This window comes from Ornatilinea apprima (assembly GCF_001306115.1).
Classification (GTDB): domain Bacteria; phylum Chloroflexota; class Anaerolineae; order Anaerolineales; family Anaerolineaceae; genus Ornatilinea; species Ornatilinea apprima.
In genome coordinates this window covers 166,478-179,973 of sequence record NZ_LGCL01000026.1, presented here as the reverse complement: position 1 = coordinate 179,973, position 13,496 = coordinate 166,478, and the positions used below count along the sequence as shown (strand labels likewise).

At 57.1% G+C, this 13,496-nt stretch carries 10 protein-coding genes; 3 read left to right on the top strand and 7 right to left on the bottom strand.

The genetic code is table 11. From position 1 onward, the window contains the following. Positions 1–9: 9 nt before the first annotated feature. Positions 10–576 carry a hypothetical protein gene (locus tag ADN00_RS12460; RefSeq protein ID WP_075063318.1) on the top strand — a complete coding sequence of 189 codons (567 nt, stop codon included), beginning with the start codon at positions 10–12 and terminating at the stop codon, positions 574–576. A 54-nt stretch (positions 577–630) separates the two neighbouring features. Here the strand turns inward: ADN00_RS12460 and ADN00_RS12455 are convergent, their stop codons facing one another. From ADN00_RS12455 to ADN00_RS12430, 5 genes are all read right to left on the bottom strand, one after another. Continuing rightward, the gene (locus tag ADN00_RS12455; protein WP_075063317.1) at positions 631–1,173 is read right to left on the bottom strand and encodes a hypothetical protein; all 543 of its coding nucleotides are present in this window, start codon (positions 1,171–1,173) and stop codon (positions 631–633) included. A 144-nt stretch (positions 1,174–1,317) separates the two neighbouring features. Next, a complete protein-coding gene (locus ADN00_RS12450; RefSeq protein ID WP_075063316.1) occupies positions 1,318–3,642 on the bottom strand; it encodes an FAD-dependent oxidoreductase in 2,325 nt (774 codons plus the stop codon). A 21-nt stretch (positions 3,643–3,663) separates the two neighbouring features. Then, the gene (locus tag ADN00_RS12445) at positions 3,664–5,301 is read right to left on the bottom strand and encodes a glutamate synthase-related protein (protein WP_075063378.1); all 1,638 of its coding nucleotides are present in this window, start codon (positions 5,299–5,301) and stop codon (positions 3,664–3,666) included. Positions 5,302–5,378: 77 nt separating this feature from the next. Next, positions 5,379–6,485: a class II glutamine amidotransferase domain-containing protein gene (locus tag ADN00_RS12440; RefSeq protein ID WP_075063315.1), complete on the bottom strand. Its 1,107-nt coding sequence runs from the start codon at positions 6,483–6,485 to the stop codon at positions 5,379–5,381. Positions 6,486–7,569: 1,084 nt separating this feature from the next. Next, entirely contained in the window at positions 7,570–9,942 is a 2,373-nt protein-coding gene (locus tag ADN00_RS12430) for an alpha/beta hydrolase family protein (protein WP_075063313.1), read from the bottom strand. Positions 9,943–10,313: 371 nt separating this feature from the next. Here ADN00_RS12430 and ADN00_RS12425 point away from each other — a divergent pair, with 371 nt between their 5' ends. Both ADN00_RS12425 and ADN00_RS12420 read left to right on the top strand, forming a co-directional pair. Beyond that, the gene (locus ADN00_RS12425; protein ID WP_075063312.1) at positions 10,314–10,952 is read left to right on the top strand and encodes a type IV toxin-antitoxin system AbiEi family antitoxin domain-containing protein; all 639 of its coding nucleotides are present in this window, start codon (positions 10,314–10,316) and stop codon (positions 10,950–10,952) included. Beyond that, the gene (locus ADN00_RS12420; protein WP_075063311.1) at positions 10,949–11,758 is read left to right on the top strand and encodes a nucleotidyl transferase AbiEii/AbiGii toxin family protein; all 810 of its coding nucleotides are present in this window, start codon (positions 10,949–10,951) and stop codon (positions 11,756–11,758) included. Before ADN00_RS12425 ends, ADN00_RS12420 begins: the two co-directional genes overlap by 4 nt. Positions 11,759–12,026: 268 nt before the next feature. On the opposite strand, the gene ADN00_RS12415 is transcribed toward ADN00_RS12420, so the two are convergent. Together ADN00_RS12415 and ADN00_RS19830 are read right to left on the bottom strand one after the other, a co-directional pair. After that, positions 12,027–12,641, bottom strand: coding sequence for an imm11 family protein (locus ADN00_RS12415; protein ID WP_075063310.1), 615 nt, complete (start codon positions 12,639–12,641; stop codon positions 12,027–12,029). A gap of 313 nt (positions 12,642–12,954) precedes the next feature. Then, complete coding sequence (locus tag ADN00_RS19830) at positions 12,955–13,473, bottom strand: hypothetical protein (RefSeq protein WP_152966343.1); 519 nt, start codon at positions 13,471–13,473, stop codon at positions 12,955–12,957. Positions 13,474–13,496: the final 23 nt, after the last annotated feature.

Below are 13,496 nucleotides of genomic sequence, written 5' to 3'. Positions count from 1 at the left end.
GGAGGCGCGGTGACTTCTTCTGATGAGGTTGTGATCACCTGCCCGGTGTGTGGTAACAACACGCGGGTTTACAAGGTGACCAAGATTTTTGTGGAAAGCCTGGAAGGCAACCGGTTAAAGGAGACAGCCGACGAGCGGCTGGACCCTTCGGTGAGCGCACATGCCGGGAATAAGGTCAGCGGCAGTGAAGCCATGCGCAAGCTGTCCAAACGGTTTGGCCCGCCCACCAAGCGCCTGGTCCAGCCGCGCGGGCTGCACCCCGACCAGGTGGTTTTGGTGATGAGTTTTCTGGCGCTGGTACTGCTGTGGCACATCTTTACCCAGCAGCGGGGCGCACTGCTGCCGGCGTTGGGGGTGTTTGCGGCGGCGATTACCCTGTACGCGATGAATCGCAAGCGGCTGCTGGCAAAGCACGGAGAACAGCATGAGGAAGTGCAAAGGGACAAAAAAGAGATTGAGCGTGCCACGGAACGCTGGGGCGAGACCTATTACTGCGCTGTGGACGATGTGGTCTTCATCGCTGGCAGCAGCGAAGCCGTGCCCGCGGATGAGATGATGAACATGCTCTTCTCATGAGCACAAACTGGGTATAAATGGATGAGGCAGGCGCGCAGCGGCGGCCTGCTTTTTCTATTTGTTTTGGGTGAGGTCGCGCCATTCGGCTTCAATGATGTCAGCGGCGCTGGAGGGGGCGGAGGAGCCGGGCTGGCTCATTTTAATCCAACTGACCACTGCGCTCACCAGGTAGACCAGAATCTCGTCGAAGGGGCCGGGGATGAAGCCGCCCAGAAAGGTGTAGGCCGCGCTGATGACAATGGGAATGAGCAGCCAGGTGGGCAGGCTGGCGTCTTTTCTGCGCCAGAGTAAGAAGGAAAGCAGCGCGCCGAGGGAGAAAACCGCGCCGTCATCCACGCCGCCAAGGATGGCATCGGGCAGGATGGTGTAGAGCGTTCCCAGCAGGAGCGGCAGGCTGGATACCCAGGCGGAAGGATCGCGCACGGTGAGGAATAGAATCGCGGCCGGGATGGCAAGCACGCCAAAGGTAACCAGCGCGGCATACGCGCCGGTTTTGAAATCCCAACCGATCCAGCCAATCGCCAGAGCCACCAGGGGGAAGAACAGGGCAAAGATGAAGAGCGCCGCGGCCAGGCAGCTTTTATCGTTGTCGGTCATCGCCAATCCATGCCTCCTTGCAGAGATCATACCATATTTTGGAGCGTGGGCTGCCTGCCCGTGAAAAGGTGCCGCGAGCTGGTCTTAGGAAAAAAACCAACTCGCGGCGGGAGAAAGGAGATGAGATGCTGGCGAAATAAGGACTTATTCGCGTTCTTTGCCACCGATTAAATTGGGAACCATGCCCCAAATTCCGCAGGGACAGGCCGCTGCGCAGAATCCACAGCCAATACAGCGCTCGTCGTCAACGCGGTATTCCACACTGCCGTCCAGGTTTTCGTGGCGCGAGATGGCCTGCTGCTCACAGATATGCACGCAAATCTGGCAGTCTCGGCAGGTGCCGCAAGAGATACAGCGATCGGCTTCGGAAAGCGGGTCTTTGGGCGGCGAGACACGCGGCGGGAAGTAAATCAGTTCCAGATAGTCACGCGGGATTTGTGTTTTACGCCGGGTTTCAAACACTTCGCCGCGCAGGCTGGCATCGAGAGTGAGGGCGGCAATGCGCCCGGCGCCGATGGCTTCGGCCAGCAGACCGGGCCTGACCACGTCGCCAATGGCGTAGATCTTGGGGTCGCTGGTGCGGCCGCATTCGTCCACGGCCAGCCACTTGCCGCGTACGCGGGGAAGAAATTCGGGAACGAATTCGGTGTCGGGAATCTCACCAATGCAGAGAATGACCACATCGGCGTAGAGCGGGTCGTGATCTTTGAAGGTGAGTTTGCGGTTGTGGTAGCTGCTGATCTCGCGCGGCCAGAGAATTTGCGTGCCTTTCTTCAGGGCGGCTTGCAGTTCGCGGGGCGAGGAGGCGGGTTTTTGAATGTCGATGGCGGTTACACTGCGCGCGCCTTCTTTCCAGGCGGTGCAGCACACGTCCATGCCCACATCACCCGCGCCGACCACCACCACCGATTTGTCGCGCACGGAAATGAGCGTATCGGATTGATTGACACTGGTGAGGTAATCGAGGGCGGAATAGGTGTGCTCGGAGCCGGAGAAGTTCATGCTGCGCGGGGAGTGCGCGCCGGTGGCAACGATCACACCATCGGAGGCGGCATAGATTTCGTTGAATCTCTGCGGGGTTACATCAACCCCGTATTCCACCTTGACCCCCAGGCTGAGAATGCGGCGGATTTCTTTCATCACCACGTCTTTCTCCAGGCGGTCGTGGGGGATGGCGTGGAACATTTTGCCGCCCAGAGAGGTGGAGCGCTCGTAGATGGTGACTTTGTAGCCTTTGAGAGCCAATTGCCAGGCCGCTGAGAGGCCGCCCACCCCGGAGCCGATAACGGCGATGTGTTTATTGAGCGGCCAGACCGGTTCGGGCGCGGGGATTTCGAGGGAGCGGCGGCCGAGTTCGTTGATCAGGATGGGGTAATCAATCGCGCCGCGGGAGCAGGCGGTCATGCAGGGATTGGGGCAGGCGCTGCCGCACACCGAGGCAGGGAAGGGACTGTATTGAAGAACCAGCTCCAGCGCTTCCCGGATTTTTCCTTTGCGCAGCAGGTGAATGCGCTGCTGGGTGGGGATGCCCGCCGGGCAGGCGTATTCGCAAGGGGCGGCATATTCGGCATTGCTCCACACCGGCGAATAGGCGCGGAAGCTGCCGGTGGAAACAAGGGGGATGACTTTGCCGTGGTCTTCGACCACATCGCCAAACAGGCCGCCGCTGATCCAGCGCGTGGCGCGGAATTCTTCGACGCTGAGATGTGTGTGGTGGGCGACGCCGGCGGGTTTGGCTGTGATTTTTTGCCACTCTGCCCGGTTGAGCAGTGTTGGCAGCAGGTCGGGCTGGCCAATGGCTTCAAGGAACCGCGGTATGCCCTCGCCCAGAAACTGCCAGTCTTCTTCATTCAGTTGAGTCCGTACCACTGAGTCGGGCAATCCGCTGACCGGGCCGCGAACATAGACCACGCCGCCGACCATGCCAGCGCAAGAATGGTCGCCAATGACCGAGGGCAGGTCTTCGCAGCCCAGGCCGCAGACGATGGCGTACCCGCCACCCATAAATTCAAATGAGAAGGAACCGGTGTTTTTGAGCACCCAGAGCTGCGGGGCGGGATAATCGGGGTCGAACTTCATCAGCGAGCCGGTGCGGGTTCCGGCGCGCCCGGCAATGTAGATGACACCGCCCGCGGCGCAGTGGCCGGTGGTGTCGCCGCCGTCACCCAAAACGGTGATGGACGCGCCGGCGTTGAGCCAGCCTACGTCGGCGGGGGCTGAGCCTTCGACGCGGATGTGGGTTCCGGGCATGCCCATCGAACCGACGCGTTGACCGGGGTGGCGCACGGTGAAGTGCAGCTCTTCGCCGTCGGGGCTCCACAGTGGGCCGCCGATGTTGTGCTGGCCGGAAGCGTCAATTTCGAATTCGGTGACGCCGTTCTGCAGAGCGGCATAGATCTGCTGCAGCATGTCGCGGGTGGAGACACGCTGGTTATTCTGGTAGGTGGAGATTTTGAATTCGTGGTTCATGGCTCGGTTCCTCACAGCCGGTCAGCAGGCGTAGGCGATTTGCAGGCGGTCGGCGACGTCTTTGTTGAGCGAGATGAGCGCGTCACTGCGGCCGATGGGCAGGCTGGAGTTGCCGATGGGCGCCATGAGCTTTTTCAGCTCCATATCCAGGGCGACGAAGTAATTGACCACTCGCTCGGCAACGGCGTCCACATCCAGGCGGGCGACCAGGCGCGGGTCTTGCGTGCAGATGCCGGCCGGGCATTTATCGGTGTTGCAGGCGTTGCAGCGGCCCTTCTCGTTGCCCACGCAGCCCGCCAACTGGAGGAAGATGCGCGCGGCAAAGACGCCGTTGGCGCCCAGGCAGATGGCTTTGAAGGCGTCGGCGGCCAGCTCGCCGGACGCGCCAAACCCGCCGCCGACGAAGAGGGGAATCTGCCCCTGGCGACCCTGGCTGGCGGCTTCCAGGTAACAGTCGCGCAGTTTGCTCAGGCTGGGGTAGCCGGTGTGATCGAGGCTGACCTGGTAGGCCGCTCCGGTGCCGCCCTGAATGCCGTCAATGAAGAAGCCGCCAACGATCTGGTAGGGGTCGCGCACCAGGTTGTTGAAGACCGGCACGGTGGTTGAGCTGGCCGAGACCTTGATACCCACCGGGACGCGGAATTTGAAGGCGGCGTTCATGGAGAGGAACATCTTCTGCACGCTCTCTTCGATGGAGTAAAGCCCCTGATGATTGGGCGGGCTCATCAGGTCGGCGCGCGGCACGCCGCGGATGGATTGAATGTGGCGGGCCACTTTTTCGGCGGGCAGCAGACCGCCGTCGCCAGGCTTAGCGCCCTGGCCGATTTTGATCAAGACCGCGGCCGGGTCGGTAACCATGTGGGGCATGGCTTGAATGATGCGGTTCCAGCCGAAGTGCCCGGAGCCGATTTGCAGGATGAAGTATTTGAGGTATTCGGAGGTGAGCAGGCGCATGGGCATGCCGCCCTCGCCGGAGCTCATGCGCACGGGCATGCCCAGCTCTTCGTTGAGGTAGGTGATGGCCAGAGCAAGGGCTTCCCACATGCGCCAGGAGAGCGCGCCGATGGACATATCGCCGATCATGACCGGGTAAATCCAACGGATGGGTGGGGTGAAGCCCTGCTGGGTAAGATTGCCGTTTTCATCCACTTGAAAAGGCAGCTCGTCTGGTCCCAGGCCGCGGCCGAGCGGGGTGAGCATGTCGAAGGTGTGGCGGGCGGCATCGAGAGAGGGGTCGGTCATCTGGCTGATGCGCCCGACTTTGATTTCGTCAAAAACGTGGGTGGGAATGTTGTGTCCGCGGCCGCCGCGCTTGAGCGAAGACCCGCCGCGGCGGGCGATGAGGCTGAAGGTGTTGTGTTCATTGAAGACAGGCTTGATGGAGGCAGTTGGGCAGACTTTGACGCACATCATACAGCCGCGGCAGGTGCGCTTGGGGTTGGCGACCTGCTTGATGGTCATCACCACTTCGGCGTTGGCAACTGGTTCGGGAGAGGTGCCGGAGCTGAGGGTGCGCTTGACGCGCTGCAGGTGCGGGCGGATGGCGCCAAAGGTGCAGGTGGAGACGCACGATCCGCAGCGGATGCAGGTTTCGGGGTTCCATTCAATTTTCCAGGGGAAATCGATCAGGTGGGTGTCGCGGACGTAGGTGGGTTGAATCGAGAAGGCGGAGGCCAGACTGAGGCTGCCCTCACGGCCGGGGACTTTCATGGTCAGGTTGGGTCGCTGAAAAGGGTCTATTGAATCCATTGTTCGATCTCCAACTGGTTGTTAATGAGCAGCATTTCTCGCTCAGATGGGTAGATGTCGCTGGCCGGGTCGCGCTGGGGAATAACCATATCCACCCCGCAAACTTCAGAGGCGGTAATGACTTTCTCTTCGTGGCGGCCAATCACCACCGGGCGCAGCTTTTTGGCGTCGGTGACCAGGCCCATCTCGCCGGCGGGGAGCACGAAAATGATAGTGTTGGGACCGTTGATCTCGAGGTGCGAGCAAGCCTGGCGCACGCGCAGGAGGATGTCGGCGTCGGGGCGGGCGCGCATCTCTTCAAAGGGCAGGGGAGTGATGACGTGCTTGTAATATTTGAGCGGCCAGGCGAGTTTTTCACGAATGTAATGCAGGGTATAGAGGAAGCACTGCGAATCGGACTCGAAGCCGAGGTAGCCGGGGTGCAGATTCTGCTGAAACTCTTTGTTGCGTTGGTAGTTGGTGTTCTCGCCGTTGGCCATCAGGGTGTAACCTTCCAGAAAGAAGGGGTGGGCGGCGTAGCGCACAATTTTGTAGTTGGTGTTCTGGCGGCACTGGGCGGAGATGACACGCGCAGTGAGACGCGATTCTTCCTTCCACAGATCGAAGTAGGTGCCGATATCCGACGGGTTACCAATTTCTTTCAGCGTGAGGACGTCCGGCCAGAAGGAGTAGACAAAACCGCCGTCGATGGCGGCGAGGGCCTGGCGCAAGTGCAGGCGGGTCTGCACCAGCAGGGCTTTCTGCTCGGAAAAGGGCTTTTGCTGGAAGGCTTCGGGATAACGGTAGTTGCGGAAGACGTAATGCGGCATCTTGCGAAAGTCGAGGCCGGCGGCGCTGACTGTGTCGGGCTGCCAGTCGAATTTGAGGGTGAAGCCGAGGGTTTCGAGAATTTCTTCGGCGGCTTCCAGCCCCTGGCTGGTGCAGGCCATGGAGAGCAGCGGGTATTTTTTGAAGTCGGCAAAGGCGCCTTCGAGGTCTTGCATGACCATGGCAAAACCGGAATTGTCGTGGCCTTTTTGCATGGCCTGCATCATGCGCAGGGCCAGAACGGGGGAAAGGGGTTGAGTGGATTTGAGTGCGGCCAACCGGCACATGCTGAGCCTCCAGATCACCGCGCGACGTTTGCAGGCGCCGCGGGTGGGGTTGGATTGATTGGTATGAAAGGTGGTATGGCTTTCCCCCGGCCAGCGGGCAAGACCCGTTGACATGAAATAGCTGAATTGATGGCCGAGTGAGGGCCGAATCAGAACGCTCTGATTGTGGATGATTTGGGAGAAATGACCAGATGCGGAAGAATTTCTGGTGAAAATATTAAGGTATAGAATACCTCGCGGGGGAAAGATTTCAATAGGGTATGTGTTAACAGTTTGATAATGATTGTTTAGACAATTAAAGAGTTGTTAATAAATATTTATCCAACCCCATCCCCCGGCTGCGCCGACCCCTTCCCCGGTAAAACCAGGGAAGGGGTGAGGATGCGATGGCTGCGATGGAACGGCAAAATATGCAACCCCTACCGGAATCCGCGGTTGCGGAGATGCTTGAGACCCCATCCCCCGGCTGCGCCGACCCCTTCCCCGGTAAAACCAGGGAAGGGGTGAGGATGCGATGGCTGCGATGGAACGGCAAAATATGCAACCCCTACCGGAATCCGCGGTTGCGGAGATGCTTGAGACCCCATCCCCCGGCTGCGCCGACCCCTTCCCCGGCGAGAAAGCCAGGGAAGGGGTGAAGATGCGGTGGCTGCGGTGGACTGTTTGTTGGAGGGCTGCATATTATGCAGCCCCTACCGAAATCCGTGGTTGCGGAGATGCTTGAGACCCCATCCCCCGGCTGCGCCGACCCCTTCCCCGGCGGGAAAGCCAGGGAAGGGGTGAAGATGCGGTGGCTGCGATGGAACGGCAAAATATGCAACCCCTACCGGAATCCGCGGTTGCGGAGATGCTTGAGACCCCATCCCCCGGCTGCGCCGACCCCTTCCCCGGCGAGAAAGCCAGGGAAGGGGTGAAGATGCGGTGGCTGCGGTGGACTGTTTGTTGGAGGGCTGCATATTATGCAGCCCCTACCGAAATCCGTGGTTGCGGAGATGCTTGAGACCCCATCCCCCGGCTGCGCCGACCCCTTCCCCGGTAAAACCAGGGAAGGGGTGAAGATATTAATCAAGATCAAGCGGGTACGCTATGGATTGCGCAGGCTAAGTTCTTCGAGGGCGATGACGCCCGCGGGGGTGCGGTCGAAGACGAGGCTGATGGCGCTGAGGTTGGCGGGGTCGAGACGAGGGTTGACCGCCAGGAAGGCCTGCAGGGGAATCTCGATGGTCTGGAAGACGGGTTCTTTCTCAGGCGCGCCTTCGATGAAGGCAAATTTGGTGAGTTGGACGGCAAACTGCGGCTGCAGGGCGGTGACGGTGCTGAGCGGCAGGCTGGCGGATTCGTCTCCGCTGCGCAGGACGACCGAGAAGTCAATCGGCTGCGGGGTTTGCGGTTCGGATTCGCTTTGAGGGGTGGTTTCTTCGCCGCTGCTGTTGGGTTGGGTGGTTTCTTCAGCGCTGCTGCCGTTGGGGTTGGGGTTCTCGCCGGTGTCGGCCAGGGAGAGCACCAGCCTGGAGTTTTCATCAGTTTGCAGCTCACTGCCCTGGGAAAGCTGAATGGTGTAGAGGGCGTTGGAGTCGCCATCCTGTTTGGACCAGCCCAAAATCACCGCGCTGGTGTTGAGGTCGTTGAACAATTTGCCGCGCATGAGCTGCTCGCGCCAGACGGTGAGGGAGGTACTGGCGATGCGGCTGCCGGGCAGGCTGGCGGTGGTGAGATTGATATCCTCTTCAAAATTGGCCACTGCCTGATCGCGCGCGGTTTCGTATAGATTGAGGTAGATGCTGTCGGGCAGCCACTGGCGGCCAACGCGGTAATCGGCGAAGAGCGCGCGGTAGCCGGTCCCGCCGCGCAGGCTGGCATCCAGGAAGGCCGAGATATACACTTTGGCGATCTGCTGCTGCTCGGCGGTGGGCAGGAGGGCAGCGGTGTTAAGCAGCTGGTTGGAGACCGCGCCGCGGTCGAAGGGTCCCCACTCCGAGTTGAACTGGCCGTGGTTGGCGCCGTAGATGAACAGACCGGCTTTGAACAGGTCTTCACCTGTTGTGAATTTGAGGCGTTTGAAGGTGCGGAAGCCGTCGAAAGAGCTTACATCGGCGTCATGCGAACCCTGCAGAATCAAGTAATTCACATCCTGAATGGGGGTGGCAATGCCGGTGGGCCAGTACTGGCTGTCAACCGGGGCGATGGCGATCACCGAGCGGATGTTGTAGCCGTAATCGAATTTGATGTTGGCGTTCTCTGGGTTGTAGGGAAGCTGGTTGAAGACCGCCGCTTCCGAGACGGCTTCACCGCCGCGCGAGTGGCCGATGAGGGCGATGGCATCCATGTCCACTTTGCCCTGGAAAGGATTGTTGGCGGCGCTGTTCCACTGCTTAAACTGGCGGATATGCTCCAGCAGCAGCCAGCCGCGGCCGTCGTTTTCGTCTTTGCAGTAGGGCGCTTCGAAGAAGCAGGTCCAGTTGCCGTTGAGGAAGTTCTCATCCACGGAGGCGAGGATGTAACCGCGGCTGGCGAGCAGCTGGCCGAGATATTCATAGCCGGGGTCGGAGAAGTCTTCAGCGGCATGGTTGCCGTGCACCACCAGCACCAGCGGGAAGGGGCCTGGGCCGTCGGGGTACCAGACGCGCCCGTTGAGCGGCAAGGTTTTTACGTCGAAGCCCCAATACTGCTTCTGGAACCAGCCCAGCGGACCGTTCCAACCGGGGATGAAGGCCGAGCCGTCAACTGAGTGGGTCGTGAGATCGACGTTTTCGCCAAACTCGGGGCGGTGCAGGTCTTGCCCGCTGCCGTAGGTGAGGGTGAGCACGGGGTAGCTGCCGGGCTGCGAGGGGTTTGGCAGGGACAGGGCGGCCGGGGCGGGGGACTGTGCGGCGGCGTTGACCGGCGCGGGGACCGGCTTGCCGGGGACGAGCAGGGTGAAGAGCACCAGGCCAATGCCCGCCAGCCCAAGCGCCAGCGCCAGCAGGGTGGTGATTTTCCGCGGCAGGGGGTGGCTGGCAAAGCGCCCGCTGAAGAGGGTGTGCAGCGCCGCGCCCAGCAGGGAAGGAGCCAGCAGGCAGAGCGCGAAGGCGGCGATCAGCGGGGCGGGTTGGTTGGAGACGTTCATCAGCGCCAGGGCGAAGAGGATCAGCGCGGCAAAGGCGGCCAGGCGGAAATGGCGCGGTACGGCGTTGGCCCAGCCGAGGAGCAGGTCGACCAGCATGGTGCTGAGGAAAGTCAGCAGCAGCATGGCGAGCAGCAAACCAGGGAAAACGTACCAGGCCTGGGCGGGGTTGGACTCCAGGAGCAGGAAGGCCAGAAAGGCCAGCCCGGCGGCGCAGAGCAGACCGGCGGCGGCGCCTTTCCAATCTTGGGGCTGGGGTTTGACCGCCTGCCAGACGGAGGAGATGGCACCGCCGAGGCGTTTGAAGAAATTGGGTTTGGGGGTTGGTTCGGCGGTAGGGGTGGTTTCGGTCATGGGGCGACTCCTGAGAAAGAAACGTTTATTCTGCTTACGAAAATGAGCGGGACGAGTTGTGTTCTATGGAAAAGAATAGCACAGTTGGAAGAAAGAAAACCTCGCCGGGTGGGGAGGTTTGGGTTGACCGGGTGGGCAGGCTGTTGGGGATCAGTCTGGAGAAGGACAAAGTTGATTGAACACAAATTGCTGAAGCGGGGTCGCACTTCAGGAGTGACGGCACCCCGTTGAGGATGCCGCGCAGCCCAAGGCGGTAACGCCCACGTCGAAGCCTGAGCTTCATCTCTTGGCCCGCTTCTGGCTGGTTCCGAGGTTGATTTTGCATCTGGATTTATATTGCATTAAGTTATCAATTAAGATAATATATTGAAATGGAATTCAATGCGCTGCTAAAACTGGTAGGCGATGACCCGCTTTTTGAATCCTCTTTGCTGCTGGCCGGGAATGTTGACCCCAGGGTGATCCGCTTGCAACTCACCCGCTGGGTAAAATCCGGGCGTATCTACCAAATCCGAAGGGGACTCTATTCCATTGCGCCGCCTTATCAGAAAAAACAACCACACCCTTTCCTGGTCGCGAACCGTTTGCAGAGAGCGTCTTACGTCAGCCTGCAATCGGCGCTCGCATTTTACGGCCTCATTCCAGACGTAGTGAATATCACTACCAGCGTTTCCACCGGCCGCCCGGAAAGGTTGGAAACCCCGCTGGGTATTTATGAATTTCGACATCTCAAAACGGAGCTGTTGTTTGGTTATCAAATGGTTGATTTTGGAAATCAAAGCGCGTTGGTCGCGACGCCCGAAAAAGCGCTGCTGGACATGGTTTATTTGCAACCTGGGGGGGATTCACTCGCTTATTTAATTGAATTGCGGTTACAGAATACGGAGCAAATTGACCCGCAACGGTTGAAGAACCTATCTGAAAAATTCGGCACCCCCAAATTGCGCAAGGCGGCCACCGGTGTTTTACAATGGATCGCTGGAGAATCGCGTGGGTTTGAGGATTTATGAAAGAGTATCTTTTCAGTCTGGTTAAGCAAACCGCTTCTCCAATGGAAGGAAGAAATCTCATCCGCGAATATCTGCAAGCGCGGATTTTGGAATCGCTGCAAAGATGCGGGGCAATGATTCCACTGGCATTTCATGGCGGAACCGCTCTGCACTTCCTCTACTCGCATGGGCGCTACTCTGAGGATCTTGACTTCGCGCTTGAAGGGAATCGCGATAACTATGATTTCCGTGCTTACCTGCGATCCATCCGGGCTGATTTATCGCCAGAAGGGTATTTGGTTGAGCTTAAGGTCAATGATCAAAAAACGGTTCACAGCGCCTTTATCCGTTTCCCCGGTTTGTTCTATGAAATGGGTCTATCGCCCATGCGCAGTGAAGTTCTCGCGGTGAAGATTGAAGTCGATACGAACCCGCCAACGGGAGCAGGGCTGGCTACAACGGTGGTGCGCCGGTTTGTTGTCCTTCAGCTACATCATCACGATAAAGCCTCTTTGCTTTCAGGAAAACTTCATGCGATTTTGCAGCGCGCTTACACCAAGGGACGAGACCTGTACGATTTACTCTGGTATTTAAGCGACCCAACCTGGCCTGAACCGAATTTGATTCTATTAAACAATGCCCTGAAGCAGACCCATTGGGATGGGATGGCATTGACTCGCGCGACCTGGAAAGAGATCGTCTGGCGCCGGTTGGAATCGGTTGACTGGGCCAGCATTGCCAACGATGTGCGGCCTTTTGTTGAACCCAGTTTTAATCTGGATTTGCTCACCCCCGGCAATTTTGAACGATTATTGAGAGAGGCGTGACCTTTGACGATGCCGCACGCCAGGTTTGCTGCGGCCATTGTACAGATAGCTGGCTTGCCCGGTCTCCGGGGTAGCGGTGGGGGTATCGCCGCAGTAACCCGCGCCGCTGAGGGTTTTGGATATAACCCGCCCCAAAGCGTTATAAGCCAGGTTGGATGTACAGCTGCGCGCATCGGTTTGCGCGGTTTAGGTGGTGACAATCTAATGCTATTTTGTTGTTAAGGTACCCGTTTTTTATTACTGTGTCACCTAATACAACAAATATAGTCTATGCTTGAATTACAACTTTTATTGGCGTAAAGGCCATTCCAATTGTAGAATTTCTTTCTTCTAATGACTCCTTGAGATATCTGGATATGTAGATGCCAGATTTTATCTTCTTTTGCACACTCAACAAAAAGATAGCTTCTTCTTGAATCAATTGAATGTTAAAAGCTGGTTTAATAATCCTGCCATGAGCAGAAGGATCATCATATGGAACCTTTGGAGAACTCCAAACAGTTTCTTCCCAATTTAAAGCTTCAAAGGACTTCAAAACATTAAGAACAAAAAAAGAGTTTGGTTCAACAGGTTGATCATTAATGACAGTATTCACTGGCAATAGTTCAATACTATCTTTTGCGATTGAGTGAAAAATATCTGCCGCAGATTTTGATAATACCTCATACCCTGGACCACACATCAAATAGTCAACGGGTTGATACCCTCGAAGGTAAATTGTGAAATCCTGTGGCCATAAGTCTTCTAGCGAGTTACCTCTATTCAAGAGACGATTGTCAAATCCTTGATCGTCTCTCCTTTCGTAATAAATAGACAACGGATTATCTTCAATCGCGTATCCATCAAATATTAATTCATAAAATTGAGATTGTGACTTCTTCATTTTATTCTCTCCCAAAACATTTTACGTACCATCTCAGGTCTTTCGAGAACAGAATGATCCCCCAGAATCCAATTCAGCGAATCATTACTGCTCTTTACCGTACGTAGGCGATGGTAGCGCTGAACACCTTGACCGTTACATTTGCGCCGTTCACCTCGCGGTTTGTTCGCCGCCCTGGGTAGAAAGTCACCACGCCGTTGACACTTTGCCTTCTGCACTGGCTTTGGCCGGAAAGCGATAAACTCATTCTTGATCTTTATGAGAGGATTGATATTTCCACCTGTTCTCTGTAAAAAACTTGGATTTTGAGTATCTATTTGCAATCCGGGAACCAATCTAAACAACCAGTTTTCAAAAACGTATCAAACGCGTCATCTGGCGTCTGCCAATCAGGATCCTGAATACCAATTGTTTCAATATACCGGTTAAACTCATCTTCGGTGTGGAAACCTTTGGTGATGTCCTCACCCGGAATCATAACGAACCAATGATAAAAATTCTCCCGAATGTAAGCGTCAGCCTGCTGATTAACATGACCGGAATACGCCATGATGGCCCCATCTTTCACGGCAAATTTTTCTAGTTCTGCTACGCGAGAATAAATGTAAACCTTTCGAACCTCTTGCTCCTGGCTTTTGGGCAAGTCAATATGTAAACTATTGAGTAGTTCCAAATTCCACGAAGAATTTGGCCCATCACGTGTCGCCTCAACCGGATCTATTACTGGAAGATGATCCTTTGGAAAATCGCTGTCGTTGTAATTATAGAAAGAATCAGCGTGCTGAATCTTTGGACTGCAGCTCGGCAAAAAACAGATACTGAGTAAAATCATAAGAAAAAAAATTTGTTTATCAT